Source organism: Streptomyces thermoviolaceus, assembly GCF_045209695.1.
Classification (GTDB): domain Bacteria; phylum Actinomycetota; class Actinomycetes; order Streptomycetales; family Streptomycetaceae; genus Streptomyces; species Streptomyces thermoviolaceus.
In genome coordinates, this window is record NZ_CP109280.1 from 3,037,691 (window position 1) to 3,064,392 (window position 26,702).

General features: G+C 70.8%; 23 protein-coding genes and 2 tRNA genes. 11 read left to right on the forward strand and 14 right to left on the reverse strand.

From position 1 onward, the window contains the following. Nucleotides 1–162 precede the first annotated feature (162 nt). The 4 genes from OG899_RS13270 to OG899_RS13285 form a co-directional block, all read right to left on the reverse strand. Nucleotides 163–492, reverse strand: coding sequence for a rhodanese-like domain-containing protein (locus tag OG899_RS13270; protein ID WP_125499338.1), 330 nt, complete (start codon nucleotides 490–492; stop codon nucleotides 163–165). A gap of 101 nt (nucleotides 493–593) precedes the next feature. Continuing rightward, complete coding sequence (locus OG899_RS13275) at nucleotides 594–1,442, reverse strand: hypothetical protein (protein WP_168132389.1); 849 nt, start codon at nucleotides 1,440–1,442, stop codon at nucleotides 594–596. A 262-nt stretch (nucleotides 1,443–1,704) separates the two neighbouring features. Beyond that, on the reverse strand, nucleotides 1,705–3,207 hold the full coding sequence (locus OG899_RS13280) for a DUF2252 domain-containing protein (RefSeq protein ID WP_189427932.1): 1,503 nt from the start codon (nucleotides 3,205–3,207) through the stop codon (nucleotides 1,705–1,707). A 485-nt stretch (nucleotides 3,208–3,692) separates the two neighbouring features. After that, a tRNA-Leu gene (locus OG899_RS13285) sits at nucleotides 3,693–3,776 on the reverse strand. 1,382 nt (nucleotides 3,777–5,158) lie between these two features. Here OG899_RS13285 and OG899_RS13290 point away from each other — a divergent pair. The 6 genes from OG899_RS13290 (at nucleotide 5,159) to pknB (ending at nucleotide 13,289) form a co-directional block, all read left to right on the forward strand. Beyond that, nucleotides 5,159–5,974 (forward strand): DUF3662 and FHA domain-containing protein, encoded by an 816-nt coding sequence (locus OG899_RS13290; protein ID WP_125500460.1) that lies wholly within the window; start codon nucleotides 5,159–5,161, stop codon nucleotides 5,972–5,974. A gap of 10 nt (nucleotides 5,975–5,984) precedes the next feature. Next, entirely contained in the window at nucleotides 5,985–6,509 is a 525-nt protein-coding gene (locus tag OG899_RS13295) for an FHA domain-containing protein (RefSeq protein ID WP_125500459.1), read from the forward strand. Between the two features lie 140 nt (nucleotides 6,510–6,649). After that, nucleotides 6,650–8,179, forward strand: a complete 1,530-nt coding sequence (locus tag OG899_RS13300; protein ID WP_185867981.1) for a Stp1/IreP family PP2C-type Ser/Thr phosphatase — start codon at nucleotides 6,650–6,652, stop codon at nucleotides 8,177–8,179. 27 nt (nucleotides 8,180–8,206) lie between these two features. Next, the gene (locus tag OG899_RS13305; RefSeq protein ID WP_125500457.1) at nucleotides 8,207–9,646 is read left to right on the forward strand and encodes an FtsW/RodA/SpoVE family cell cycle protein; all 1,440 of its coding nucleotides are present in this window, start codon (nucleotides 8,207–8,209) and stop codon (nucleotides 9,644–9,646) included. Beyond that, nucleotides 9,643–11,124: a penicillin-binding transpeptidase domain-containing protein gene (locus OG899_RS13310; RefSeq protein ID WP_125500456.1), complete on the forward strand. Its 1,482-nt coding sequence runs from the start codon at nucleotides 9,643–9,645 to the stop codon at nucleotides 11,122–11,124. Before OG899_RS13305 ends, OG899_RS13310 begins: the two co-directional genes overlap by 4 nt. 170 nt (nucleotides 11,125–11,294) lie before the next feature. Next, a complete protein-coding gene (gene pknB / locus OG899_RS13315; RefSeq protein ID WP_168131847.1) occupies nucleotides 11,295–13,289 on the forward strand; it encodes a Stk1 family PASTA domain-containing Ser/Thr kinase in 1,995 nt (664 codons plus the stop codon). A gap of 175 nt (nucleotides 13,290–13,464) precedes the next feature. On the opposite strand, the gene OG899_RS13320 is transcribed toward pknB, so the two are convergent. The 5 genes from OG899_RS13320 to OG899_RS13340 form a co-directional block, all read right to left on the reverse strand. Next, entirely contained in the window at nucleotides 13,465–14,217 is a 753-nt protein-coding gene (locus OG899_RS13320; RefSeq protein WP_185867980.1) for a class E sortase, read from the reverse strand. A gap of 21 nt (nucleotides 14,218–14,238) precedes the next feature. Beyond that, nucleotides 14,239–15,330 carry a class E sortase gene (locus tag OG899_RS13325; RefSeq protein ID WP_125500454.1) on the reverse strand — a complete coding sequence of 364 codons (1,092 nt, stop codon included), beginning with the start codon at nucleotides 15,328–15,330 and terminating at the stop codon, nucleotides 14,239–14,241. Then, nucleotides 15,327–15,965 carry an aminodeoxychorismate/anthranilate synthase component II gene (locus tag OG899_RS13330; protein ID WP_125500453.1) on the reverse strand — a complete coding sequence of 213 codons (639 nt, stop codon included), beginning with the start codon at nucleotides 15,963–15,965 and terminating at the stop codon, nucleotides 15,327–15,329. Before OG899_RS13330 ends, OG899_RS13325 begins: the two co-directional genes overlap by 4 nt. Further along, nucleotides 15,962–16,123 carry a hypothetical protein gene (locus OG899_RS13335; RefSeq protein ID WP_125500452.1) on the reverse strand — a complete coding sequence of 54 codons (162 nt, stop codon included), beginning with the start codon at nucleotides 16,121–16,123 and terminating at the stop codon, nucleotides 15,962–15,964. The genes OG899_RS13330 and OG899_RS13335 overlap by 4 nt, the downstream gene beginning before the upstream one ends. 148 nt (nucleotides 16,124–16,271) lie before the next feature. After that, nucleotides 16,272–17,078 carry a DUF881 domain-containing protein gene (locus OG899_RS13340; protein WP_125500451.1) on the reverse strand — a complete coding sequence of 269 codons (807 nt, stop codon included), beginning with the start codon at nucleotides 17,076–17,078 and terminating at the stop codon, nucleotides 16,272–16,274. 140 nt (nucleotides 17,079–17,218) lie between these two features. Here OG899_RS13340 and crgA point away from each other — a divergent pair, with 140 nt between their 5' ends. Then, nucleotides 17,219–17,473 (forward strand): cell division protein CrgA, encoded by a 255-nt coding sequence (gene crgA, locus OG899_RS13345; RefSeq protein ID WP_125500450.1) that lies wholly within the window; start codon nucleotides 17,219–17,221, stop codon nucleotides 17,471–17,473. Nucleotides 17,474–17,787: 314 nt separating this feature from the next. On the opposite strand, the gene OG899_RS13350 is transcribed toward crgA, so the two are convergent. Beyond that, complete coding sequence (locus OG899_RS13350) at nucleotides 17,788–18,741, reverse strand: rhomboid family intramembrane serine protease (protein ID WP_189427933.1); 954 nt, start codon at nucleotides 18,739–18,741, stop codon at nucleotides 17,788–17,790. A 152-nt stretch (nucleotides 18,742–18,893) separates the two neighbouring features. Next, a complete protein-coding gene (locus OG899_RS13355) occupies nucleotides 18,894–19,424 on the reverse strand; it encodes a peptidylprolyl isomerase (RefSeq protein WP_125500448.1) in 531 nt (176 codons plus the stop codon). A 387-nt stretch (nucleotides 19,425–19,811) separates the two neighbouring features. Between OG899_RS13355 and OG899_RS13360 the strand changes: the two genes are divergently transcribed. Together OG899_RS13360 and OG899_RS13365 are read left to right on the forward strand one after the other, a co-directional pair. Then, nucleotides 19,812–20,528 (forward strand): DUF5324 family protein, encoded by a 717-nt coding sequence (locus OG899_RS13360; protein WP_168131844.1) that lies wholly within the window; start codon nucleotides 19,812–19,814, stop codon nucleotides 20,526–20,528. Nucleotides 20,529–20,922: 394 nt separating this feature from the next. Beyond that, nucleotides 20,923–22,032, forward strand: a complete 1,110-nt coding sequence (locus OG899_RS13365) for a TerC/Alx family metal homeostasis membrane protein (RefSeq protein WP_125500800.1) — start codon at nucleotides 20,923–20,925, stop codon at nucleotides 22,030–22,032. 272 nt (nucleotides 22,033–22,304) lie between these two features. Here the strand turns inward: OG899_RS13365 and OG899_RS13370 are convergent. Continuing rightward, nucleotides 22,305–22,377: transfer RNA gene (locus OG899_RS13370), tRNA-Ala, on the reverse strand. A gap of 180 nt (nucleotides 22,378–22,557) precedes the next feature. Here OG899_RS13370 and OG899_RS13375 point away from each other — a divergent pair. Next, nucleotides 22,558–23,106: a DNA-binding protein gene (locus OG899_RS13375; protein ID WP_125496673.1), complete on the forward strand. Its 549-nt coding sequence runs from the start codon at nucleotides 22,558–22,560 to the stop codon at nucleotides 23,104–23,106. A 458-nt stretch (nucleotides 23,107–23,564) separates the two neighbouring features. On the opposite strand, the gene OG899_RS13380 is transcribed toward OG899_RS13375, so the two are convergent. Further along, nucleotides 23,565–23,693 (reverse strand): DLW-39 family protein, encoded by a 129-nt coding sequence (locus tag OG899_RS13380; RefSeq protein WP_221886882.1) that lies wholly within the window; start codon nucleotides 23,691–23,693, stop codon nucleotides 23,565–23,567. Between the two features lie 337 nt (nucleotides 23,694–24,030). Here OG899_RS13380 and OG899_RS13385 point away from each other — a divergent pair, with 337 nt between their 5' ends. Continuing rightward, nucleotides 24,031–24,387: a DUF6344 domain-containing protein gene (locus tag OG899_RS13385; RefSeq protein WP_125496674.1), complete on the forward strand. Its 357-nt coding sequence runs from the start codon at nucleotides 24,031–24,033 to the stop codon at nucleotides 24,385–24,387. Nucleotides 24,388–25,750: 1,363 nt separating this feature from the next. Here OG899_RS13385 and OG899_RS13390 read toward each other — a convergent pair. Beyond that, nucleotides 25,751–26,485: a GntR family transcriptional regulator gene (locus tag OG899_RS13390; RefSeq protein ID WP_189427934.1), complete on the reverse strand. Its 735-nt coding sequence runs from the start codon at nucleotides 26,483–26,485 to the stop codon at nucleotides 25,751–25,753. Between the last annotated feature and the right edge of the window lie 217 nt (nucleotides 26,486–26,702).

The following is a 26,702-nucleotide window of genomic DNA, read 5'->3' on the forward strand; positions in this document are numbered from 1 at the left end:
CGCGGGGCAGGACACCACCGCGGCAGGACGTCACCGCGGCCGACCCGGCCCGACGTCGTCGCAGCCGGACGTCACCACGCCGCCCCGTCGGCGGCCGATGACCGACGACGGGGCGGCGTGGCCGCGGGTGGCCGACGGGCGACGGACACCGGCTGCTGCCGGTCAGAGGACGTGACCGGGCGTGCCGTCGCCGGTGACCACGGCTCGGCCGGCGGCCGACCAGGCCTGCATGCCGCCGTCGACGTTCACCGCGTCGATGCCCTGCTGGACCAGGTACATGGTGACCTGGGCGGAGCGGCCGCCGGAGCGGCAGATCACATGGATCCGGCCGTCCTGGGGCGCCGCCTCGGTCAGCTCGCCGTAGCGGGCCGTGAACTCGCTGAGGGGGATGTGCAGCGCCCCTTCGGCATGGCCCGCCTGCCATTCGTCGTCCTCGCGGACGTCCAGCAGGAAGTCGTCGTCCTTCAGGTCGCCGACCTGGACCGTGGGCACACCAGCTCCGAAATGCATGGTGCCGACGCTACCCGAAGCCACGGCCGGCCCGGCCCGCCCCACAGGTCGGCGTGCGGCGCGTCACCGCCCGGCCGGGCAGCTCAGCCCCCGCCGAGCAGAGCGGCCAGCTGGGCTTCCCGTTCCGCGATGTCCTGGTGCAGCTTTCCGGCGATCTCGTCGAGGAGCCCGTCGGGGTCGTCGGGTGCGAGCCGGAGCATCGCGGCGATGGCGCTGTCCTCCAGCTGCTTGGCGACGAGCGTCAGCATCTCCTTGCGCTCGGACAGCCACTCCAAGCGGGCGTACAGTTCCTCGCTGCGGCTCGGCCGGGGCTTCGCCGGAGCGGGACCGGCGGCCCACTCCTCGGCCAGCCGACGCAGTTCGTCGGTGTCTCCCCGGGCGTAGGCGGCGTTGACCCGGGTGAGGAAGTCCTCCCGCCGTCGGCGTTCGGCCTCGTCCTGCACCAGGTCCGGGTGGGCCTTGCGCGCCAGCTCGCGGTACAGGCGCCGGGCCTCCTCGCTCGGGCGGACCCGCTGGGGCGGCCGCACCGGCTGATCGGTGAGCATCGCGACCGCCTCCGGGAACAGCCCGTTGCCGTCCATCCAGCCGTGCATCAGATGCTCGACCGCCGGGATCGGCTGCAGCCGGGCCCGGGCCTCCTGGGCGCGGCGCAGATCCTCGGGGTCGCCGCTGCGGGCGGCCCGGGCCTCGGCGATCTGTGCGTCCAGTTCCTCGATGCGGGCGTAGAGCGGGCCGAGCCGCTGCTCGTGCAGCCGGGAGAAGTTCTCGATCTCCACCCGGAAGGTCTCCACGGCGATCTCGTATTCGATCAGCGCCTGCTCGGCGGAGCGTACGGCCTGCTCCAACCGTTCCTCGGGCCGCGCCGCACCGCCCTCGGACGCCGCCTGATCCACGCCGCCGCCGTCCCCCTGCTCAGCTTCCCGGGTCGTCACCCGACCAGCCTAGCGTCGCGCCAGTACCCCCCTGCGCCACCGCGACGCACCGCTCCGGCCGTCCGCCCCCAGGCGGGCACCCCACCGTCGGACCGCAGCGCGCCCCTACACCTCACCCCCACCGCACACCACCGGGTCGCACGGACCACCGACCGGTGCACCACCGGACCGCCGCACCTCCGTGCCGCCGGCTCCTCCGTGCCGCCGACTCCTCCTCCGTACCACCGGCTCCTCCGTACCGGCGGACCGGACGTCCGCCGGGCTACACCCCCGGCTCGGCAGCGATCCGGCCCGCCCGTATCGCCGCCACCAGCTGGGCGTGGTCGGCCTCGGTGCGGTCGGCGTAGGCGACGGCGAACGCGGCGAGGGCCTCGTCCAGTTGCTCGTTCTTGCCGCAGTAGCCGGCGATCAGCCGCGGGTCGGCGCTGTGCGCGTGGGCGCGGGCCAGCAGTGCTCCGGTCATGCGGCCGTAGTCGTCGATCTGGTCGGCGGGCAGCGCGGCCGGGTCCACGCTCCCCTTGCGGTTGCGGAACTGCCGCACCTGGAAGTCACGCCCGTCGACCGTGGTCCAGCCGAGCAGGATGTCGCTGACCACCTGCATGCGCTTCTGGCCGAGCACCACCCGCCGCCCCTCGTGCGCCACCTGCGGCACCGGGAACCCCGCAGTGGCCAGGTGCGGCACCAGCGCCGAGGGCCTGGCCTCCTTCACCTGCAGCACCAGCGGCTCACCGTGGTGGTCCAGCAGCAGCACGACGTAGGAACGCGTGCCCACGCTGCCGGTGCCGACCACGCGGAAGGCGACGTCGTGCACCGCGTAGCGGGCGAGCAGCGGACGGCGGTCCTCGGGGAGCGTGGTCAGGTACTCCTCCAGCGAGACCGCCACCGCGGCCGCTTCGGCGTCCGGGACCCTGCGCAGTACCGGAGGGGCGTCCACGAAGCGGCGCCCGCCGTCCTCGGTGCGCTCGGTCGACCTGGCCGCGAACCGTCCGCTGGTGTTGGACCGTGCCTTGGCCGAGACCCGCTCCAGCGTGCCGACCAGGTCGTGGGCGTCGGCGTGGGAGACGAGCCGCTCGTCGGCGATGGCGTTCCAGGCGTCGAGGACCGGCATCCGGGCCAGCAGCCGCATGGTGCGCCGGTAGGCGCCTGCCGCGTCCTGCGCGGCGCGGCGGCAGCTGTCCTCGTCGCAGCCCGCCTCACGGCCCGCGAGCACCAGGGAGGCGACGAGCCTCTTCAGGTCCCACTCCCAGGGGCCGTGGACCGTCTCGTCGAAGTCGTTCAGGTCGATGACGAGACCGCCGCGGGCGTCGCCGTAGAGACCGAAGTTGCCGGCGTGGGCGTCGCCGCAGAGCTGGGCGCCGATGCCGGTCGTCGGGGTGCGCGCCAGGTCGTGGGCCATCAGGCCCGCCGAGCCGCGCAGGAACGCGAACGGTGTGGCCGCCATCCGGCCCACGCGGATCGGTGCCAGTTCGGGCAGCCGGCCCCGGCCGGACGCGCGCACGGCCGTGACGGCGTCGGGCCGGCCGGCGCCCGCCGTGAAGTCGGCGTGCGCGGATCGCGGGACGCGCCGCCGCAGCGCCTTGCCCTCGGCCTTCGGCGACCCCGGCGCCGGCAACCGCGCGAACCCGGCCACCACCGGCAGCCGCGCCCCGGTCCGCACCGCCTCGCCCTGGCCGCCACGGTCCTCGATGTCTCGGCCGTCCCCACACCCGACGCCGACGCCGCGACGCCCGCTATGCCCTCGGTCACTCAGGACCGCCCTCCCCATTCCTGTTCGCCGAGCCTGTCTCCGGGCGCCGTCCCTGCACACGGCGGTCCCTGCCCGCCGTCCCCGTGCGCCACCCGGCTTCGCGGCCCGACCGTACAAGCCGGGTGCACACCACCGCACCGCACACAGCTCGGGGCCGAACAGCCGGCCCTGATCACCGCCCCCGAAAAGGGGCATCGCCTCTGAGAGCTTCCTCACACTTCGGTCCAGGCCGCACCACTGCCACAGATCCCGACGGCACACGGCCGACCGACCGAGACCGCGAACCCCAGGCAGGTTCCGCGCCCCACGACCCCACAACTCCCACGGGTCCTCTCACGGCCGGCTCACGGCCCGCTCCCGCACCCGGGCACTCAGGCTGGGCACCGAGGCAGAGGAGACACGCGTCATCACCCGGCGACCACTCGCTGTGGCCGCACACGGAAGCAAGGAGCACACATACAAAGAACGGGTGGCATCTTCGCGATGCCACCCGTTCCTCACGGTGCGCGAGGGGGGAGTTGAACCCCCACGCCCTTGCGGGCACTGGAACCTGAATCCAGCGCGTCTGCCTATTCCGCCACCCGCGCATTGGGTTTGCCTTCCGGCCCCGTTCCCTTTCGGGCCCGGCGCCTTCCGACACCCAGAACATTAGCACGTCCCCACGGGTGGATTCACATTCCTTCCCCCGGAGGGCAGGTGCACCCGGTCTCCAACCCCCTTCGCCGGCCCCGGCGCACCGGGCCGGCCGCCCCCGCGCCCCGGCCCTCACCCGCCTCATCACCCACCCGCGACGCCTCGGATCAGCCCCGCCCCCGCCGACCACCGACCGCGCTCCGCCACACCCGCCGCCTCCGGTCGGCCACCCCCACCCTCACCTCCACCACCCCCGTCGCCGCACGCCCTTGACCCGCCCCGCACCGCCTGCTCCTCGCCCTCCCCCTCCCACTTCCTCACCCCGGCAGCACCCGCCCGAAAACAGTCGCCGTTCCCTGCCCCCGCCCCACCCCAATCCCCCACCCTCATCTCCACCCCCTCCGATGCCCCGCGCCCCGCACACGCCCCGCACACCCCCACCCCACAGTCCCCCGCCCCCACCGGAACGACGTCCTCTATAGACGTCCTCCATCACCCATAGCCCCCGTGACCTGGATCAACACCAGAGCCCCGGCGCCCGAACACGCCCCCGGAACGCCCCGGCACCCCCGACCGCACGCACCCGGAAACCGGAAACCACCGACACTCCCGACGCCCCGGGCAGCCAGGACACACCGGCCGCAATCGATCACCGGACTCCCGGAGCCCTTCCTCGCCCACCACGCCCCGGCCCTTCCCGACCCGGCGAAATCCGGTCAGCCACGAATGCGCCCAGCACAGCCCGCCCCGCCTCCCGATCACCCCGCCTCCCGATCACCCCGCCTCCCCACCGACCCACCTCCCGACCATCCGTCTTCCGACCGGCCGCTCTCCCCACCGACCCGCCGCGCCCCGCCCCGCCGCACCCGACCCAGGCGCATCCGCCCCCACCGCCCCACCCCTCCCGACCGACCCGCCACAGGCCCCGCGCCCCAGTCCCGTATCGACCCGGGCGTGATCACGTATCAACCTCGTACCGGTCCGCCCCGTCTCCCATGGAGCAGGGCGGGGTGCGCCCCGAGGTGCGGGACACTGGTCGGCGGACGCCTCTACGATCCTGGGCGGAAGGAGTGGGCAGCAGCCGGCCGGCAGGGCAGGCCGAGGCGAGGCGTCGACACCCGTCGACGAGGCGGACAAGGGGGAACCAGCCGATCGACCGGCGCGTAGATACGATCAGTGAGCAGTATCAGGTAGGCAGTACGCAACAGCACGACGGCAAGAACCGACCGCGACCCTCGCGAGCATCGCGACGGCAGCGAGACCCGCACGAGCAAGACCCGCACAACCCGCGGCATGCGCACCGGCGCAGCGACGGCCACGACGGAGGAGGTGCCCCATGGGAGTCCTGAAGAAGTTCGAGCAGCGTCTCGAAGGTCTGGTCAACGGCACCTTCGCCAAGGTCTTCAAGTCCGAGGTCCAGCCTGTGGAGATCGCGGGTGCGCTCCAGCGTGAGTGCGACAACAACGCCACCATCTGGAACCGCGACCGCACCGTCGTCCCCAACGACTTCATCGTCGAGCTGAGCGCCCCCGACTACGAGCGACTGAGCCCCTACTCGGGCCAGCTGGGCGACGAGCTGGCCGGCATGGTCCGCGACTACGCCAAGCAGCAGCGCTACACCTTCATGGGGCCGATCAAGGTCCACCTGGAGAAGGCGGACGACCTGGACACCGGCCTGTACCGGGTGCGCAGCCGCACGCTCGCCTCGTCCAGCAGCCAGCAGGCCCAGCCCCAGGGCCCGGTGCCGCCCGCGCCCGGCCGGCCCGCCGCCCCCGGCGGGTACGGCTACCCGCCCGTCGGTGCTCCCCCCATGCCCTCCACCCCGCCGCCCGGCGGGTACGGCTACCCGCAGCCGGCCATGCCCGGCGGGCGCACGCGCTACTGGATCGAGATCAACGGCACCCGCCACCAGATCTCCCGCCCGACGATGGTGCTGGGCCGCAGCACCGATGCCGACGTGCGGATCGACGACCCCGGTGTCTCCCGCCGGCACTGCGAGATCCGGACCGGAACGCCCTCGACGATCCAGGATCTCGGGTCCACCAACGGCATCGTGGTGGACGGGCAGCACACGACCCGCGCTACGCTCCGCGACGGCTCGCGGATCGTCGTGGGCAGCACCACCGTTATCTATAGGCAAGCCGAAGGGTGAACCGGGGGCAATGTCAGAGCTGACCCTCACGGTCATGCGGCTGGGTTTCCTGGCCGTACTGTGGCTGTTCGTGATCGTGGCCGTGCAGGTCATCCGCAGCGATCTGTTCGGTACGCGCGTCACCCGCCGGGGGACCCGCCGCGAGGGGGCACGGGCGCAGCAGGGCGGGCGGGCCGCCGCACGCCAGGCCTCGCCTCCGCAGCAGCGCGGCCAGCAGGGCGGGGGCCGCCAGCGCCGCAACGCCCCCACCAAGCTCGTGGTCACCGAGGGCACCCTCACCGGAACCACCGTCGCGCTGCAGGGCCAGACCATCACGCTGGGCCGCGCGCACGACTCCACGATCGTGCTGGACGACGACTACGCCTCCAGCCGGCATGCCAGGATCTACCCGGACCAGAGCGGCCGGTGGATCGTCGAGGACCTCGGATCCACCAACGGCACGTACCTGGACCGGTCCCGGCTGACGACCCCCACGCCGATCCCGCTGGGCACGCCGATCCGCATCGGCAAGACCGTCATCGAGCTGCGGAAGTAGTGCTACGTCATGGAAGAGCGCGAGCGGAGCGAGCACGCAGCGGCCGCCGACACCCCGGGCCCCGGCGCGCTCCCGACCGGAGGGTGGGCAGTGTGGCTCGACACGATCGGCTGTATCCCGAGCCGGCGGGCGAGGTGCGCATGAGTCTGTCACTGCGCTTCGCCGCCGGGTCCCACAAAGGCATGATCCGTGAGGGCAACGAGGACTCCGGCTACGCCGGCCCGCGGCTGCTCGCGATCGCCGACGGCATGGGCGGCCAGGCCGCCGGTGAGGTCGCCTCGTCCGAGGTGATCTCCACCATCGTCGCCCTCGACGACGACATCCCCGGCTCCGACATCCTCACCTCGCTCGGTGCGGCCGTGCAGCGCGCCAACGAGCAGCTGCGGCAGATGGTCGAGGAGGACCCGGCCCTGGAGGGCATGGGCACCACCCTCACCGCGCTGCTGTGGACCGGGCAGCGGCTCGGCCTCGTCCACGTCGGCGACTCGCGCGCCTATCTGCTGCGCGACGGGGTGCTGACCCAGATCACCCAGGACCACACCTGGGTGCAGCGCCTGGTCGACGAGGGCCGCATCACCGAGGAGGAGGCCACCACCCACCCGCAGCGGTCCCTGCTGATGCGGGCCCTGGGCAGCGGCGAGCGGGTCGAGCCCGACCTGTCCATCCGCGAGGTCCGCGCCGGCGACCGCTATCTGATCTGCTCCGACGGCCTGTCCAGCGTCGTCTCCCACCAGACCCTGGAGGAGACCCTCGCCAGCTACCAGGGCCCCGAGGAGACCGTCCAGGAGCTGATCCAGCTCGCGCTGCGCGGCGGCGGCCCGGACAACATCACCGTGATCGTCGCCGACGTCCTCGACCTGGACACCGGCGACACCCTGTCCGGGCAGCTGCACGACACCCCGGTCGTGGTGGGCGCGGTCGCCGAGAACCAGCAGCACCTGCAGGACAACGGCATCATGCAGACCCCGGCGGGCCGCGCCGCCCGCCTGGGCCGCAGGGGCGGCGGCCAGTTCGGCCCGCCCGGCTCCGGCGACGGGTACGCCTCGGCGGGCGGCTTCGCCGGCTACGGCGACGACGACCTCACCAAGCCCCGCAAGCCCCGCAGGTGGCTCAAGGGCTCGCTGTACAGCGCGCTCGCCCTCGCCGTGATCGGCGGTGGCCTGTACAGCGGCTACCGCTGGACGCAGACCCAGTACTTCGTCGGCGTCAACGACGAGCACGTGGCGCTGTACCGGGGGATCAGCCAGGACCTGGCCTGGGTGAAGCTGTCCAAGCTCCAGGAGGACCACCCGGAGATCGAGCTGAAGTACCTCCCGCCCTACCAGCGGAAGCAGGTCAGGGCGACGATCGCCGCGGGCGGCCTGAAGGCGGCCGAGCGGAAGATCGAGGAGCTGTCGGTGCAGGCGTCCGCCTGCCGCAAGGAAGCCGAGCGCCGCGCCGCCGAGTCCCAGGCCAAGCCCGGGCCGGAGGAGGGCGACACCGTCGGCACCCGCCTCGACGGAACCACGCAGACCGCCTTCGCGTCCAAGGCGACGCCGGCGTCGCACACGTCGACGGTGAAGTTCCCGTCCACGTCCCCGTCCCAGTCCGCGACCGCGCCCACTTCCAGCCCCGGCCCCACTCTCTCGGAGGAAGAGCAGAAGGTCGTCTCGCTGTGCGGTAAGCAGTAGGCAAGCCGTGAGAGGCCCTGTCACACGATGAGCAGCACTACCAACACGTCGACGCACCACACGTCCACGATCGGCGCGATCGGGGCGCCCAGCCGGCGCAACACCGAGCTGGCGCTGCTGGTCTTCGCGGTCGCCATCCCGGTGTTCGCGTACGCCAACGTCGGTCTGGCCATCAACAACGAGGTGCCCTCCGGACTGCTCAGCTACGGGCTCGGCCTCGGCCTGCTGGCCGGCGTCGCCCACCTGGTCGTCCGCAAGTTCGCCCCGTACGCGGACCCGTTGCTGCTGCCGCTGGCCACCCTGCTGAACGGCCTCGGTCTGGTCGTCATCTGGCGGCTGGACCAGTCGAAGCTGCTGCAGGCACAGCGCGCCTACTTCGAGGCCGCGCCCCGGCAGCTGCTGTACACGGCGCTGGGCATCGCCCTGTTCGTGGTCGTCCTGATCTTCCTGAAGGACCACCGCGTCCTGCAGCGCTACACCTACGTCTCGATGTTCTGCGCCCTGGTGCTGCTCATCCTGCCGCTGGTGCCGGGCCTGGGCGCGGACATCTACGGCGCCAAGATCTGGATCAAGATCCCCGGTCTCGGCTCCCTGCAGCCCGGTGAGTTCGCCAAGATCGTCCTCGCGGTGTTCTTCGCCGGCTACCTCATGGTCAAGCGGGACGCGCTCGCGCTCGCCAGCCGCCGCTTCATGGGGTTGTACCTGCCGCGCGGACGCGACCTCGGCCCCATCCTGGTCGTCTGGGCGCTCTCGATCCTCATCCTGATCTTCGAGACCGACCTGGGCACCTCGCTGCTGTTCTTCGGCATGTTCGTGATCATGCTGTACGTCGCCACCGAGCGGACCAGCTGGATCGTCTTCGGTCTGCTGATGTCCGCCGCGGGCGCCGTCGGCGTGGCGAGCTTCGAGACGCACGTGAAGATGCGTGTGCAGGCGTGGCTCGACCCGTACCGCGAGTACCAGCTGAGCCGCCAGGGCCTGGCCGGGCACTCCGACCAGCTGCAGCAGGCGCTGTGGGCCTTCGGCTCCGGCGGCACCCTCGGCAGCGGCCTCGGTCAGGGCCACTCCGACCTGATCCGGTTCGCCGCCAACTCGGACTTCATCCTCGCCACCTTCGGCGAGGAGCTGGGCCTGGCCGGGATCATGGCGATCCTGCTGATCTACGGCCTGATCGTGGAGCGCGGCGTGCGCACCGCACTGGCCGCCCGCGACCCGTTCGGCAAGCTGCTCGCCATCGGCCTGTCCGGCGCCTTCGCGCTGCAGGTCTTCGTGGTGGCCGGCGGTGTGATGGGCCTGATCCCGCTGACCGGTATGACGATGCCGTTCCTGGCCTACGGTGGGTCGTCCGTGCTGGCCAACTGGGCACTGATCGGCATCCTGATCAGAATCAGCGACACCGCGCGCCGACCGGCCCCCGCACCCGTCACCAACCCCGACGCCGAGATGACCCAGGTGGTCCGCCCGTGAACAAGCCCCTGCGCCGGATCGCGATCTTCTGCGGCCTCCTCGTTTTCACGCTGCTGCTGCGCGACAACTGGCTCCAGTACGTCAAGGCCGACAGCCTCGCGGACGCCGACGACAACCGCCGCGTCGCCATCGCCCGTTACTCCGTGCCCCGCGGCGACATCATCGTCGACGGCGTGCCGATCACCGGATCGAAGGAGACGGACACCAGCGGGCTGAACGACCTGAAGTACAAGCGGACCTACAAGGACGGCCCCATGTGGGCGCCGGTCACCGGGTACGCCTCGCAGGCCTACGGCGCCACCCAGCTGGAGAACCTGGACGACAAGATCCTCACCGGCAACGACGACCGCCTGTTCTTCCGCAACACCCTGGACATGATCACCGGGAAGCCGAAGCAGGGCGGCAACGTCGTCACCACGCTGAACGCGGCCGCGCAGAAGGCTGCCTTCGACGGGCTGAAGGGTCACGGCAAGGGAGCCGTCGTCGCGCTGGAGCCGTCCACCGGCAAGATCCTGGCGCTGGCGTCCTACCCGTCGTACGACCCCTCGTCGTTCGCCGGCATGTCCAACGAGGACGCGAAGGCCTGGCAGAAGCTGCAGAAGGAGAACGACCCGAACGACCCGATGCTGAACCGGGCGCTGCGCGAGACCTACCCGCCGGGCTCCACCTTCAAGGTGGTCACCGCGGCCGCGGCGCTGGAGAACGGCCTGTACCCCTCGGCCGACCAGCCCACCGACACGCCGGACCCGTGGATCATGCCGGGCACCGTCACGCCCCTGAACAACGAGGGCAACATCCCCTGCAAGAACGCCACCATGCGCGTCGCGCTGAAGTACTCCTGCAACACGGTCTTCGGCAAGATCGGAGCCGACCTCGGCCAGGACAAGATGCTCGCCGAGGCGGAGAAGTTCGGCTTCAACAGTGAGCAGTTCACGCCGGTGCGGTCCAACGCCTCGAACTTCTCCAAGGACATGAACGCCTCGCAGGTCGCGCTGTCCTCCATCGGCCAGTTCAACACCGCCGCGACCCCGCTGCAGATGGCCATGGTGGCCGCCGCGGTCGCCAACGACGGCAAGCTGATGCAGCCGTACATGGTGGACAAGCTGCAGTCGTCGAACCTCGACACCCTGGAGCAGACCGAGCCCGAGGAGCTGAGCCGGCCGCTGTCGTCGAAGAACGCGCAGATCCTGCAGTCGATGATGGAGACCGTCGTCAAGGACGGTACGGGCACCAACGCCCAGATCCCGGGCGTCACCGTGGGCGGCAAGACCGGTACCGCGCAGCACGGCGTCAACAACAGCGAGAAGCCGTACGCGTGGTTCATCTCCTACGCGAAGCTGCCCGACGGCAGCTCGCCGGTGGCCGTGGCCGTGGTGGTCGAGGACGAGGCGGCCAACCGCCAGGACATCTCCGGTGGCGGTCTCGCGGCCCCCATCGCGAAGAACGTCATGAAGGCGGTCATCGACTCGAAGAAGTGACCGCCGCCACGACCCCTACACATCGGTGCACGTGGCGATACCGGTCCTGTATCGGGTGGCGGGCTTGGCCAGGTCACACAGAGCGAGCCGGGTACGGTAGGCCCGGACGGCAGCTCCGGCGGCACACGTGGTGCCGGTCCGGGACCGACGGAGAGGGCTGGTAGGTAGCTATGGAAGAGCCGCGTCGCCTCGGCGGCCGGTACGAGCTGGGCCAGGTGCTCGGCCGTGGTGGCATGGCGGAGGTGTACCTCGCGCATGACACCCGCCTGGGTCGCACCGTGGCGGTGAAGACACTGCGCGCCGACCTGGCGCGCGACCCTTCCTTCCAGGCCCGGTTCCGCCGGGAGGCCCAGTCGGCCGCCTCGCTCAACCACCCCGCGATCGTCGCGGTCTACGACACGGGCGAGGACTACATCGACGGGGTCTCGATCCCGTACATCGTCATGGAGTACGTCGACGGCTCCACCCTCCGCGAGCTGCTGCACAGCGGTCGCAAGCTGCTGCCGGAGCGGGCCATGGAGATGACCATCGGCATCCTCCAGGGCCTGGAGTACGCGCACCGCAACGGCATCGTCCACCGCGACATCAAGCCGGCCAACGTCATGCTGACGCGCACCGGCCAGGTCAAGGTGATGGACTTCGGCATCGCCCGTGCCATGGGTGACGCCGGCATGACGATGACGCAGACCGCCGCCGTCATCGGCACCGCGCAGTACCTCTCTCCGGAGCAGGCCAAGGGCGAGCAGGTCGACGCCCGCTCCGACCTGTATTCGACGGGGTGCCTGCTGTACGAGCTGCTGACGGTCCGCCCGCCGTTCGTGGGCGACTCCCCGGTCGCCGTCGCCTACCAGCACGTCCGTGAGGAACCGCAGCCGCCGAGCGTCTTCGACCCGGAGATCTCCCCGGAGATGGACGCGATCGTGCTGCGGGCCCTGGTCAAGGACCCCGACTACCGCTACCAGACCGCCGACGAGATGCGCGCCGACATCGAGGCCTGCCTCGACGGCCAGCCGGTCGCGGCCACCGCGGCCATGGGCACCGTCGGCTACGGCACCTACGGCGACGACCAGCCCACCACGGCTCTGCGCCCCGACTCCGGCGCCCCGGCCACGACGACGATGCCGCCCGTGACCCCGGACGACGGCGGCTACGGCTACGACGAACGGCCCGGACGGCGCCGGCAGAAGAAGTCCCACACCTCGACGATCCTGCTCGTCGTCGCCGGCATCCTGGTCCTCGCGGGCGCCGTCCTCATCGGCAGGATGCTCACCACCGGACACGGTGTCGGCAACGACAAGGTGAACGTGCCGAACTTCGTCGACCACACCAAGGCGGACGCCGAGAAGATGGCGGAGAACGTCGGCCTGGAGGTCACATTCACCGAGCAGCCCTGCGACAACGAGCCCAAGGGCAGGGTCTGCTCGCAGGACCCGGCCAAGGACACGGAGATCAAGAAGGGCGAGACGGTCAGCCTGGTGCTGTCGACCGGCGCGCCGAAGGTGCTCGTGCCCGACGTGACGGGTCTCACCTTCGAGACGGCCCAGTCCCAGCTCGAGGCCAAGGGCTTCAAGGTCGAGCAGAAGACCGAGGAGTCCGACCGGCCCGAGGGCGTCGTCATCTCCCAGGACCCCGCCGGTGACCAGGAGGTGGAGAAGGGCTCCACGATCACTGTCACGGTCGCCAAGCCGGTCGAGAGGGTCCCGGTACCGGACGTCCTCAACAAGACCTGCGAGGAAGCCACGGCCCAGCTGCAGGGCAGCGGTCTGAAGGCCAGCTGCGTCCAGGAGGACACCACCGACCCGAACCAGATCGACAAGGTCTTCGAGATCTCGCCGGCGGCAGGCACCCCGGTCGAGAAGGGCTCCACGGTGACCCTCAAGATCGGCAAGCAGGCGCCGCCACCGCAGCAGACGCCGGTCCCGCAGGTCCGCGGTCACAAGCTCGGTGAGGCGCAGCAGATCCTCTCGCAGGCCGGCTTCACCAACATCAAGGTCAACGGCAGCCAGGATCCCAACGCGTTCGTCATCGCCCAGGACCCGCAGCCGAACCAGCCGGTCGACAACCCCGCCGGCACGCAGATCACCCTGACGGCGATCGGGGGCGGCCCGGGCGGCCCCAACCCGGCGGCCGACCGAGGCGGCCACAACGGCGGCTTCTTCGGCTGATCCGCGGCTGATCCGCTCTTGAGCAGGTGGGCCTCTGCCGGGACATGGTCCCGGCAGAGGCCCACCTGTGCATGTCCTGCACGTGCATGTCCTGCACGTGTATGTCCTGCGTGCTGTGCGCGAGGTGCCCCGCGGCCGTGCCGCACGAGACGTGCCCGGCGGCCGGACGGTCACCTCACCGCAGTTCCTCGGGCGGCGTCCGCTCGCTGTCCACCTTCTCCACGCGGTCCAGCTCGCCCCAGACCACGTACCGGTACCGGCTGGTGTACACCGGCGTACAGGTCGTCAGGGTGATGTAGCGGCCGGGCTTCTTCACGCCCGCCTCCTTCGGGACCTGCGCGATGACGTCCACGTTGTACTTCGAGGTCTCGGGGAGGATCGCGAAGACCTTGTAGACGTACCAGTTGTCACGCGTCTCGAAGACGATCGGGTCGCCCTTGTGCAGCTTGTCGATGTTGTGGAACTTCGCGCCGTGGCCGTCCCGGTGGGCGGCCAGGGTGAAGTTGCCGTCCTTGCCGCTCGTCGGCAGCGTCGCCTTGACCGGGTCGACGTAGTAGCCGGCCACGCCGTCGTTGAGGACGTCCGGCGAGGTGCCCTTCTTCACCAGGACCTCGCCGTTGTGCATGGCCGGCACATGGAGGAAGCCGATGCCGTCCTTGGTGTCCAGGGCGCCCGGGCCGCTGGGGGCGGGGTGGGCCCACTGCTCGCGGACCTTGTCGGCCTGCCGGTCGGCCGTGCGGTCCGCCATGACGTTCGTCCACCACAGCGAGTAGACGACGAACAGCCCGAGCACCAGGCCCGCCGTGATGAGAAGTTCACCGAGGACGCTGACGGCCTGCGCCAGGCGGCCGGTGCCGCGGCGCGGACGCCGTTCGGTGTCGTCGTCGGTGTGCTCTGTCGTGCCGTCCGTGGTCGCTGCCACTGTCATCCGCCCTTGTCTTCGCGGCTCTCAATCGACGAGCGCATCCGGCTTGCCCTTGCTGCGCGGCCGTTCCTCGACCATCTTGCCCCAGACGATCAGGCGGTACTTGCTCGTGAACTCCGGCGTGCAGGTGGTGAGGGTGATGTAGCGTCCGGGCTTGGTGAAGCCGGAGCCCGCCGGGATCGGATCGAGAACGGCGGTGTTCGAAGGCGAGGTCACCGGCAGCATCGACGTCATCTTGTAGACGTAGTAGGTGTCCTGCGTCTCCACGACGATCGGGTCACCGGGCGTGAGCCTGTTGATGTAGCGGAACGGCTCGCCGTGCGTGTTGCGGTGGCCCGCGAGCCCGAAGTTGCCGGTCTTCGCGTCCGGCATCGCGGTGTCGAAGCTCCCGGGCCCGTAGTGGCCGACCATGCCCTTGTCGAGCACCTTGGTCTTGTCGGTGCCCTCGGCGATCGGCACCACCACGTCGAGCTTGGGGATGTGCAGGATCGCGAAGCCCTGCCCCGGTTCGAACGTCCCCGGCGCACGCTTGCCGCTGGCCCAGTCGTCCTGCAACTGGTGCGCCTCGTGCCCGGCCTGCTGATGGGCGCGCACGTTCGACCACCACAGCTGGTAGGTGACGAACAGCAGCATCACCACGCCGGTGGTGATGAACAGCTCGCCGATGATCCGGCTGGCGACGACCCCCGGGCTCGGTCTGCGGGCCCGGGCCAGCCGGCGTGCCTCCACGCGGCTCAGCGGGGCGGACGGATCCCGGGGGGCCGTCCGCTGGGGCACCCTCGGTCCGCTGCCGGCCGCACGGCGGCCGCGGCGGCGTTTGGCGGCCCGTCTGCGCGCCGCCCGGCCGCCGGTCGCGGGCGGGGCCTCCCGGCGCCCGTGGGAACCGTGCGCCGCGGTGCCCGCGGAGTCCGGCGGGGCCGACGGGGAGGGGATGCGCAGCGCCATCGTCTCCGCGTCGTCGGCCACGGGCGGCTCCCCGGAGCCGTCGGGCGGCGGATACGGCGTCCCCGAACCGTGCGGGTCGTACGGCGCCGTGCGCGGCTCCCAGGGGGCGTCGTACGCCCCCGCCGGATACCAGTCGGCTCCGGACTCGCGCTCGGGGCGCAGCGCCGTCACGCCGTGGCCCTGCCCACCACCGGGGCGAGCCCCTCGGACCGCGCCACGGCATCCTCGTCGCCGCACTCCACGAGCCAGTTGGCGAGCATCCGGTGCCCGTGCTCGGTGAGCACCGACTCCGGGTGGAACTGCACGCCCTCCACCGGCAGTTCGCGGTGGCGCAGGCCCATGACGATGCCGTCGCGGGTGCGGGCGGTGACCTCCAGCTCGTCCGGGACGGTCGCGGGCTCGGCCGCCAGCGAGTGGTAGCGGGTCGCGGTGAAGGGGGAGGGCAGGCCGGCGAACACCCCCTTGCCCTCGTGCTCCACCAGGGAGGTCTTGCCGTGCAGCAGCTCGGGGGCCCGGCCGACCACACCGCCGTGAGCGACCTGGATGGACTGCATGCCCAGGCACACGCCGAAGACCGGCACGCCGGTGGCCGCGCAGTGCCGGACCATGTCCACGCACACGCCCGCCTGTTCCGGTGTGCCCGGTCCGGGCGACAGCAGCACGCCGTCGAAGCCGTCCTGGGCGTGCTCCGTACGCACCTCGTCGTTGCGCAGCACCTCGCAGGCGGCGCCCAGCTGGTACAGGTACTGCACGAGGTTGTAGACGAAGCTGTCGTAGTTGTCGACGACGAGGATCCGTGCGCTCACTGGTTGTTCACCGTCACATCGTTGAAGGGAAGCAGCGGCTCGGCCCACGGGAAGACGTACTGGAACAGGACATAGACGACGGCCAGGATCAGCACCAGTGAGATCAGCGCCTTCACCCAGGTGTTGCCCGGCAGATGCCGCCAGATCCAGCCGTACATGCCGTCCCTTCCCTCGCATCACGGCACGGGTCTCCCGCCGCTTTCGTCCACCAGACTAGCGGCGCGACGCCCCGGACAGGCGGTCGTCCACAAGGTGCTGGTACGGCCTTCACCACCGTGCGCCCCGGGGCGCCGCCCCGCGCCCGGTTCAGTGTGCGGCGGGGGAATCCAGCGGCTCGGCGTACTGCAGGTCCACGGTCCCGGTGTAGCCGGGGAGGGTCACCGTGCCGTCGTCGGTGACCTTCCAGCCGAGCCCGTAGACGTTGACGTACACCATGTAGTTCTGGATCGCCGGGGAGTCGGCGAGCGCTCGGCGGAGCTTGTCGGGGTCGCCGACCGCGGTGATCTTGTACGGCGGGGAGTAGACGCGGCCCTGGAGGATCAGGGTGTTGCCCACGCAGCGCACCGCGCTGGTGGAGATCAGCCGCTGGTCCATGACCTTGATGCCCTGCGCGCCGCCGTGCCACAGCGCGTTGACCACGGCCTGCAGGTCCTGCTGGTGGATGACCAGGTAGTCGGGCTGCGGCTCGGGGTAGCCGGGGAGCTTGGCGGTGGCGTTCGGGGGCGCGTCGTTGAGGGTGACGGTGATCGCCCGGCCCTTCAGCGGCCGGGTGCCCGCGCTCTTCTCCAGACCGGCGAGCTTGTCGTCCTCGGCCGCGGTGCCGCCGTCGTCGCGGCGGGCGAGGGACTCCACCTCGCCGCGCAGGGCCGCGTTGGACGCGTCCAGTTCCTGGTTCTTGCGGCTGCGTTCCTGGATGAGGTCGGACAGCTTCAGCAGGGAGGAGTCCGTCCGTATGTCGGTGCCCTTGGCGGTGTGGAAACTGGTGAAGAAGAGCAGCCCGGCGAGAGCGAAGACGGACGCGGTGAGGATCCGCACGGGCCGCACCCGGCGCGGTCCGCCCGGACGGACACCCGGACCGGGGCGCGTTCCCGGGAAGTCGGCGGAATTGCTCAACGTACCCTTATCTCCTTCGGCGCCGTGGAAGCACTACGCTAACGGACGCCCGGGGGAGTGCTCAGTTTCCCCTTGTAGGCTGCCCCGAGCCAGCCCGTATCCTTGCGCGGCCACGCAGCGCATCGACAGGAGAGACCCTCGTGCCGAAGTCACGTATCCGCAAGAAGGCCGACTACACGCCGCCGCCGACCAAGCAGGCCGCGAGCGTCAAGCTGCAGAGCCGCGGGTGGGTGGCCCCCGTCATGCTCGCGCTGTTCGTCATCGGTCTGGCCTGGATCGTCGTCTTCTACGTCACCGACGGCTCGCTGCCCGTGGAACAGCTGGAGAACTGGAACATCGTGGTGGGATTCGGCTTCATCGCGGCCGGGTTCGGCGTCTCCACGCAGTGGAAATAGGCGGCCGGAAGCAGGACGTCCGGGCGGTGCGCACGGCTCTGCCCACGGCCTTCCGCTGAGTTATCCACAGGGCTGGTGGAATTTCCACACGGAGGCTGGGGAAAAGCCGACGATCTGTGGATAACCAGTCGCCCCTTGACGCCGGTAGGACTGTCGCACCGCTCCGGCGAACACCTGCGAGACCCGGGCTGACCTGCGCAAACTCAGGTGAGCAGCGATGGCCCCACCTGATCGCGCACAGTGTGCACAAGATCGGCCACCGTTTGTGGACAACTGTGCGTACGCGCACTCGTCCGGGGCGCCCGGGGCTCCCGTCAGGTGAGCTGGGCGGTTCTCAGCAGGGTCACGACGACCACGGCCGCCAGCATCAGCGCACAGGTGCCGTACTGCACCAGGGCCCGGCGGCGGCGCGGAGCGTGGACCATCGCGTAGCCGACGACCACCCCGGTCACCAGGCCGCCGACGTGCGCCTCCCAGGCGATGCCGCCCCAGGTGAAGGTGATGATCAGGTTGATCACCAACAGGGCGACGACCGGGCGCATGTCGTAGCGCAGCCGCCGCATGAGCACGGCCGTCGCGCCGAACAGGCCGAAGATGGCGCCCGAGGCACCGACCGAGGGCTGGTTCTGCTCGGCCAGCAGATAGCTCAGCGCGCTGCCGGCCAGCCCGGAGACCAGGTACAGCGCGAGGTAGCGGGCCCGGCCCAGGGCCGCCTCCAGCGGGCCGCCGATCCACCACAGGCTGAGCATGTTGAACGCGATGTGCACATAGCCGCCGTGCAGGAACATCGCGGTCAGCAGCCGGTACCACTGGCCCTGCGCGACGCCCTGGACGCCTTCGACGCCCGGCTGGTACGCCTGGCCGAGCAGCTCGAACCGGTAGGTGAAACGGTCGCCGACGGCCAGCTGCACCAGGAAGAAGGCCACGTTCAGGCCGATGAGCACCTTGGTGACGAGCCGGGGGTCGGCGGCGACGACGCCGCCGGCGAGGGTGCGCGGCCGGGTGGCGGCCGGCGCCGGTCCCACGCCGGAGCCCTGCCGGGCGCACTGCGGGCAGTGGAAGCCGACCGCAGCGTTCACCATGCACTCCGGGCAGATCGGCCGCTCGCAGCGGGTGCAGCGGATGCCGGTCTCACGGTCCGGGTGGCGGTAGCACACCGGCAGGTCCGGGGCGCCGTGGCCGTCGTCCGCCGGCCCGTCGCCGACCGGACCGCGGCCGGCCGCGCCCCGCTCCAGCGGGCCCTGCGGGCTGCCTGGTGCCTGGTCCATTCGGTCCCCTCGTGTTCGTCGCGGACGGCGGCACGTCAGGGCCATGCCGCGGAGTGCACCGCACCGCCCCGCCCATCCCTACGGACGAGCGGGGCGTTTGGTTCCCGGCACGGTCCGCTCCCGCCGGGCCCGGTGCGGTCTCGAGCGGTCCGTCAGGCGTCGCCCGAGATGACGACCGACTCGATGACGACGTCACTGACCGGACGGTCGTTGCGCGGGTTGGTCTTCGTGTTCGCGATGGCGTCCACGACCTTCTGGCTCGCCTCGTCGGTGACCTCGCCGAAGATGGTGTGCTTGCGGGTCAGCCAGGCCGTCGGGGCGACGGTGATGAAGAACTGCGAGCCGTTGGTGCCCGGGCCGGCGTTGGCCATCGCCATCAGGTACGGCCGGTCGAAGCGCAGGTCCGGGTGGAACTCGTCCTCGAAGGTGTAACCCGGACCGCCGGTGCCGTTGCCCAGGGGGTCACCGCCCTGGATCATGAAACCGCTGATCACCCGGTGGAAGACCGTGCCGTCGTACAGCTTGTCCGTGGACTTCTTGCCGGTGGCGGGGTGCGTCCACTCGCGCTCGCCCTTGGCGAGCTCCACGAAGTTGCGGACCGTCTTCGGGGCGTGGTCCGGCAGAAGCCGGACCTTGATGTCGCCGTGGTTGGTCTTCAGGGTGGCGTAGAGCTGCTCAGCCACGATCTGCCTTCCGTTGTCTTCCTTTAGCTCCCCGATCCTCGCACGCCCCGTGCCGCGCGTCCCCGGCGGCCGCTCGACGCGCACCGCGGGACGGAAGCCGGTTGCGGAAATCGGGGCGGATCCGCCCGGGTCGGGGATGGTGCGCACCGATCCGTGGAAAGGTCGCGAAAAGCTCTCTTTTCCCCTGTTGATCCCCTTCAGACCCGTTCGTCCCTTGTCCCGTCCCATCGTCTCCCGTGGACCCCGTCACCGGAAGGGCTCCGGGGGACCGAGTCGCCGCCCGTGACCCGGTTGCCCGCTCTCGCATGCCCAGGGGTCCTGTGACAGGCATGATCCGTAAATGGGTGGAAAGTCGATTCCCCGTACGCCACCGAGGAGGAGGAACCCGTGACCCGCATCGACAGCGTGCGCGCCGCGACCGGATCGGCGAAGGACAGCGTGCTGCACGCCGCGGAAGTGGTGGCGCCCTACGCCGACACGGCCAGGGAGAGGGCCGCGGCCTACGCGCACGAGGCCCGCGTACGGCTGGCACCGAAGGTGTCCCTGGCCGCCGACCAGGCCCGTGCCCAGTACGGCGCCTACGTCGCACCCCGGCTGGAGCAGGCCCGTGTGCAGGCCATGACGTATGTGCCGCCGAAGCTGGACCAGGCCGCCCAGGTGGCCGCCTGCCGCACCCGTCAGGCCGCGCGCAGGGCCGCCGAGTACTCCCGGCCGCGCATCGAGCAGGCACGGGCCGTCGCCGGCCCGGCGGCCGACGAGGCCGCCGCACGCAGCGCCGCCGCGCTGCTCGCGCTGCGCGGCCAGGTCCCGCCGGAGAAGATCCAGAAGCTCGCCCGCAAGCACAGCCGGCGCTGTCGGGCCGGCCGCGTGGCCAAGCTGCTCGCGATCGCGGGCGTCCTGGCGGGCGGCGCCTTCGCGGCCTGGAAGTGGTGGGACAAGCAGGCCAACCCCGACTGGCTGGTGGAGCCCCCGGCCGCGACCGAGGTGCCCGAGACCGGCCGGCTGTCCGCCGTCGACGGCAGCGGCCGGACGACGACGGAGCCGGGCCCGCAGGAGGCAGGGAGCACCGAGGAGCCGCCCACCGACCGCGACGACCGGGCCTGACCGCCCGGCCCGCCCCGGACGCCCGCACCGTCCCCTCGACCGCGCAGCTCCCCTCCGCTCGGCCCGCCCGACCCGAAGGGGAGCTTTCTCTGCCGCGAACAGCAAACCACCCGAACCGGCCCGAACCACCGCCGCCCGGCTGTCTCCCCTCGATGCCGCCCCGGCCTCCCGCCGGCGGCCGCCCCGTCCCCGTTCCACCCGCCCGTCCGGCCTGTTTGCACCAGCGACGGCCGCCTCGGTCTCCGCCCGCCACGGTCGCGCTCGGTGACCGGGCGGACGTCACCGGTGACGGTTCCCGAGGTGCGCCGTTCGCCTCTCCCGCGGTGCCGCACCCGGCACGCTGCGGCAGACTCGGGTAACGGAGAGGTGCCCGGCCGACCCCTGTGAGGCCCGCGTGCTCGATGTGCCGTTCTGGCTCTGGGCGGTCTTCGCCGCCGTGGTCGTCGCCTCACTGGTGACCGACCTGCTGGCCCACCGCCACGAGCACGTCATCGGCTTCAAGGAGGCCACCGCCTGGAGCGGGCTGTGGGTCGGGCTCGCGCTCGTCTTCGGCGTGGTCGTCTTCCTCGTCCTCGGCGGGACGGCCGGCACGGAGTACATCACGGCGTGGCTGCTGGAGAAGAGCCTGTCGGTCGACAACCTCTTCGTGTTCGCCCTGATCTTCTCCTACTTCCGGCTGCCCCGCGCCTACCAGCACCGGGTGCTGTTCTTCGGGGTGATCGGGGCCCTGGTGTTCCGCGGTCTCTTCCTCGCCGCCGGTGTGGCCGTGGTCAGCCGCTTCACCGCCGTCCTGTTCGTCTTCGCCGCGATCCTCTTCTACAGCGTCTACAAGATCCTCGCAGGGCAGGACGAGAGCTTCGACCCCGGCCGCAGCATCGCCGTCCGGCTGCTGCGCACCATGATCCCGGTGCGGAGCGAGTACGCGGGCACGAAGTTCTTCGTCAAGGAAGCCGGGCGGCGCACGGCGACTCCCCTGCTCGCCGTCGTCGCCGCGATCGAGGCCGCCGACCTGGTCTTCGCCGTGGACAGCGTCCCGGCCGTGCTGGCCGTCAGCGACGACGTCTTCATCGTCTACACCAGCAACGCCTTCGCCATCCTGGGTCTGCGCGCCCTGTACTTCATGCTGTCGGGACTGCTGGACCGGTTCCGTCACCTCAGCAAGGGCCTGGCGGTCATCCTGGGGTTCATCGGGGTGAAGCTGGTCCTGCAGGCCTGCCACAAGCTCGTCAGCCCCGCGGTGCCCGAGATCCCCACCCTGGTCAGCCTCGGCGTGATCGTCGTCGTGCTGGCGGTCTCGGTGGCCTGGAGCCTGCTCCGCCCGGCCGAGGCGGCCGACCTCCCGGACACCGCGGGACCGGCCGGGACGCCCGGCAGCGGAGCCCCGGCGTCCGGCACCGCGGGAAAAGGCCCGGACGCTTCCGGGCCGCCGCCCGGGCCCACGCCTCCCGGTTCCACGCCCCCTGGTCCCGCACCACCGGGCGAGCCACCCGGCTCGGAGCGGTGACACCTGCCCAACTTCCCCGTGTCGGTACGTACTTCACTGGAGGGGACCGGCGCTCCGGCCCCGGCCCACGCGCCGGTGCACCCTGTCCCGGCCCGCCGGACGGACCGCGCCCCTGGTGCGGGCGTCCGGGCGGGGCATCGTCAGGCGGAAGCGAGGGGCACCGAGCGCGTCCGGCCGGCCCGGGACCCAACGGCCGCTCAGTGCGGTGCAACGGCCTCCGACAGCGCGAGACGCCCTCCGGATCACCGATCCGAAGGGCGTCTGACCTGCGGTGGAGCCTAGGGGAGTCGAACCCCTGACATCTGCCATGCAAAGACAGCGCTCTACCAACTGAGCTAAGGCCCCGGAAGGGAAGGCCCGGCCGGAGGAACGGCCCACCGGTCGGCACCGCACAACAGAGTACCGGGTCTTCCCCTGGATCCGGCAAAAAGATTGGGGGTCCCCCTCGACGACCACGCTCCGTAAGATGCTCCGCGTGGTTCGCTACAGCGAACCGCCTACTCGGGGAAGCGATGGGGAGACGCAATGGACGCCGCACAGCAGGAAGCCACCGCCAGAGCGCGGGAACTGCAGCGGAACTGGTACGGGGAGCCCTTGGGGACGCTCTTCCGCAGGCTCATAGACGACCTCGGGCTCAACCAGGCCCGTCTTGCGGGGGTGCTGGGGCTGTCCGCACCGATGCTGTCGCAGCTGATGAGCGGCCAGCGCGCGAAGATCGGCAATCCCGCGGTGGTCCAGCGCGTGCAGCTGCTGCAGGAGCTGGCGGTCCAGGTGGCGGACGGCAGTGTCAGTGCCGCCGAGGCCACCGAGCGCATGGAGGAGATCAAACGGTCTCAGGGAGGGGCGGTGCTCACCAACACCACGCAGCACGTGACCAGTTCGAGCGCGCCGACGGTCAAGCGGGTGGTCCGCGAGATCCAGTCGCTGCTGCGCTCGGTGGCCGCCGCGAGCGACATCATCGAGGCCGCGGACAGCCTCGCACCCACCCACCCCGAACTCGCCGAATTCCTGCGGGTGTACGGAGCCGGCCGCACCGCCGACGCGGTCGCCCACTACCAGGCCCACCAGAGCTGACGGCACCGTCGGACGCCGTCGAGCTCCTGCGCCGAGGAACCCGCCGACCGGCCCGGCGCGCCCTCTTCTGCCACGGCACCGGCACCCGGCGGCAGACACCCGCGCACCGCACGACCCGCACCGGCCGACGAGCCGTACCGGCCGCCGCCGGCGACCCGAGGCAGGGGCCGAGCCAGGCGTACGCCGGGCGACGCCGCGACCGGCGTACGCCTGGTCCCGCGCGGCCGCACACCGGGCGATACGACGCCGCCGAGCCGAATCCCTCCACCGGCCCTCACCCGGCAGGACGTCGCCCGTACCCGCCGCGCGTCGCCGCGCACCTCGTCCGTTGCGCCCGGCGACGCCTACCGCATCTCCGCCGGCCCCGCAACCGGAGCCAGCGGCGCGTCCGGCGCCCGGCAACACGAAACCCCGACCGCTGCGGCGGCCGGGGTCTGCTCAGAATCGACTGTGGGTGATCAAGAACCCGTGGACACGGAGTCGGTGGCCTCCGTCCACAGGTCCTGCTCGGCGCGATCGGCCTGGATCTGGCGGTACACGAGGAGCCCGCCGATGGCGGCCAGTGCGACCAGGAGAAGCTTCTTCACCGCGCGACCTCGTCTTTCGTTGACGTAGAGGACCTCTGGCGCCCGACTATACACACCGGCACGAACTCGCTTGCGGCCCGTGCCCGCCCTCAACTGCCCTGGCACGAGCCGCGTCAGACGCCTCACCAGCCGCTTCGGCCGGAGCGTGACGAGCCCCGCACGGACGGTGACTTTGTCCACGCTCCTCCCTTCATCTCACTTTTTCGCCGCTCATGCGTCCATCCGAGTGGTGTTCATCGGAAGATCCCGGCACCCCGAGCGTCGGTCCACCACTTCGCGGCCCACATACACATCATGAGCAAAGTACGCAAATCGCCCAACCCGAAAGTGAGGGGCCATGGACCAGCACAAGGTCAAGAAGCTGTGGACCGCCATCGTCACCGCCTTTCTCGCGCTCTGCACGGCGCTCGGACTGATCACCACGACCGCCGCCACCACGGCCACCGCCGCGACGCAGCCCGAGGCGGCACCCAAGAGCACGACCCGGGTGCCAGTCAGGACGATCTCACCGTGGTCCAGGCTTCAGGCCCGCTCCCTGCCCCCCACGATGAAGCAGAGGATCCGCGCCGAGGCCCACGGCAAGAGCCCCCGCTGCCGCCACCGTCCGCTCTCCGAAGCTCCCTCGCTCGCGACGGACCCGGTGTGCGCCCCCGTCGCCCCACCGTCCCGGCCCCACATCCCCCTGCAGCGCTGACAGTGCCGGCCCGGAACCTCCGGGTCCTCCAGCCACCACCATGACGTAACGGCGATCTGCGTACAGGACCACCGTCACCTCGGCACCATCGCACCCATCACACAGATCCCCGGCCGCTCGCGGCCGGGGATCTCGCGTCGTACGGGCCTGTACGGACCTGTCACGACGGCCCGCCTCTCCTACACGATCCACTCGGCCCGGCCGAAACGTGCCTCTGCAGGCGGCACACACCGCCTCCCGGTTTCTGCGGCCCGTCAGGAGCGCCACGCCCGGCGCCACCGCGAACAGCGCGGCGAACGCGCCCACGACGAGTTCCCCCCGTGCGAGGCGACCGGACCCTGCCGACGACCACACCGACGACGAGCACGACCTAAGCCCGTATGGGCAGCCCTCACGCCGGCGCGCAGCACGTTCCGCACCGCGGCACGCGTGGCCCGCTTCGGTCGGCCGCCACCCCCCGTGCGCATCGAGCAGCAGAAAACCCCCGGCCCTGGTGGACCGGGGGTTTTCCCACTGTGGGGCTAACTGGATTTGAACCAGTGGCCTCATCCTTATCAGGTCGATCCCTACGCTGAGACAGCGTCGGACAACCGCCTCATGGCGCCGCGTCTATGTGTCTCGACATTCAGTGTTGGTCAGCGTCGTCCGCCTGTGTTGATGTCAGTGACTGATGTCAGCGGATAGGACCACCCTTGACAGGGCAGCTGCCGGTTCCTTCGTCGAGCGATGCCCAGCTGCCTGCTGCGCTACCGCATGTAGATCAAGACCATGAAGATCGCTACGAAGCCCACAACGAACCACCACGGTGGCCCCTTCTGGCGTGGTCGGTTCGACGCTATCCAACGCCCCCGGTGGTCCCGAGGCTGATACCCCCTACGTGATGTCACCCTGCCCTCCCCCGACTGGTGATGCTGGCCAGTGTGACAGGGAAATACGGCGCCATAGCGGCTTCCTGCACGACCACTTCATCACTAGGAGCGCACGGTCCCGCACCTGGCGTAGAGGTCGGCGGAGCGGCTTTGGGCTGGAGCTGCTTTGGCGCGAGTGATCATGGCCCCTTACGCTGGCCCGCGAATCGGGCAGGCTTGTGGACCTGCCCGCTAATGCCCGATCTGGGGCCATGATCTGCGAGGCTCGCGCCAAAGTGGCTGCCTAAAGCCGTGGAGCCGACCGGCCCCAGCCACGACGTGTTCTGACCTCATGCACAACGTGCCTGCCTCTTGGGCGGGAGTGGGCGGCTGGCGGTGCCGAGCGGGGCGGAGACATGAGCGCGGGCGCCGCCGGCCGCCCGCGCCCGCCCGGAGGAGCGAAGCGACGACGGGTGCTTGATGAGGTAGAGAAACCTGTAACGGGCTAGCCAGTCTTAGCTGCTCAGGCGGTACTCAAGGACATAGGAACCGGCGTCCAAGAGCATCTGGTTAACTTCGACCGGTCGGTCTTCGGCGGTGTAGGCAATCCGGCAGATCTCGATTACAGGCGTACCAGGAGCCAGTCCCAGAGCCGTCCGCTCGTCCTCGCTGGGCATGCGGGCGCGCAGCTCTTCACTGAACCGCACCGGCTCGGCTCCAAGCTCGGCAAGCCGGGCATAGCTGCCGCCTGGGCCGGTGTCCTCTTGCTCGATGGCGGTGCCTCGGACCAGTTCAGCGGGGAGGTACGACGTAGCCATCTGGACCGGACGGTCCTCCACGACGAACTTACGACTCCGGACGATGACCGGGGCGCCGGGCTCCAGGTTGAGACAACGGCTCACCTGATGAGGTGCCTTTGCCTCGTAGACCTGCACATCAGTCACTAGAGGCCGCTGGGCGACGTCTGCCGACCAGATGGATTGCCCAGCCGCCCACCGCGACTTGGCCAGCCGATCATTTGCCACACGCCGAATCGGCCGGAACTCCCTCACGTAGGTTCCAGAGCCTGGCCGGGCGACGGCGAGCCCCTCGCTCACGAGGATCTTCAACGCTTGGTTGGCGGTCATCTTGGCAACGCCGTACGTCCGTACAAGTGATGGCTCACCGGGCAACCGATCGCCCGGTGCCAGCTCACCGGATTCGATCCGCGCCCGGAGATCATCGGCAATCTGCCGCGCTGTCTCGGGCATAACTCTTGGCTCCTCAGGCTCCCTAGGGTGGTTCGCGATATCTACCCTAGCGCACCCCTCTCACACAGCGCCCCCGGAAACCCCTCTCACCGGCTCCCGAAGGGGCCTCTTACGCACTGCCGCCTGGAGCTCCTGAAAGCACCCGAGTGACATTGACATCCCTAGGGAGGTTCGCTTCAATCTCCCTAGGGATGTAGTCATCTCCGGTGCAGCAAGA

Bases quoted from the DNA above. Each gene is read 5' to 3' on its own strand.
- pknB (WP_168131847.1), top strand. From the start codon at position 11,295: ATGGAAGAGCCGCGTCGCCTCGGCGGCCGGTACGAGCTGGGCCAGGTG.
- OG899_RS13385 (WP_125496674.1), top strand. From the start codon at position 24,031: ATGGACCAGCACAAGGTCAAGAAGCTGTGGACCGCCATCGTCACCGCC.
- OG899_RS13290 (WP_125500460.1), top strand. From the start codon at position 5,159: ATGGGAGTCCTGAAGAAGTTCGAGCAGCGTCTCGAAGGTCTGGTCAAC.
- OG899_RS13350 (WP_189427933.1), bottom strand. From the start codon at position 18,741: ATGGACCAGGCACCAGGCAGCCCGCAGGGCCCGCTGGAGCGGGGCGCG.
- OG899_RS13300 (WP_185867981.1), top strand. From the start codon at position 6,650: ATGAGTCTGTCACTGCGCTTCGCCGCCGGGTCCCACAAAGGCATGATC.
- OG899_RS13280 (WP_189427932.1), bottom strand. From the start codon at position 3,207: ATGGGGAGGGCGGTCCTGAGTGACCGAGGGCATAGCGGGCGTCGCGGC.
- OG899_RS13335 (WP_125500452.1), bottom strand. From the start codon at position 16,123: ATGTACGGCTGGATCTGGCGGCATCTGCCGGGCAACACCTGGGTGAAG.
- OG899_RS13295 (WP_125500459.1), top strand. From the start codon at position 5,985: ATGTCAGAGCTGACCCTCACGGTCATGCGGCTGGGTTTCCTGGCCGTA.
- OG899_RS13375 (WP_125496673.1), top strand. From the start codon at position 22,558: ATGGACGCCGCACAGCAGGAAGCCACCGCCAGAGCGCGGGAACTGCAG.
- OG899_RS13320 (WP_185867980.1), bottom strand. From the start codon at position 14,217: ATGACAGTGGCAGCGACCACGGACGGCACGACAGAGCACACCGACGAC.
- OG899_RS13305 (WP_125500457.1), top strand. From the start codon at position 8,207: ATGAGCAGCACTACCAACACGTCGACGCACCACACGTCCACGATCGGC.
- OG899_RS13390 (WP_189427934.1), bottom strand. From the start codon at position 26,485: ATGCCCGAGACAGCGCGGCAGATTGCCGATGATCTCCGGGCGCGGATC.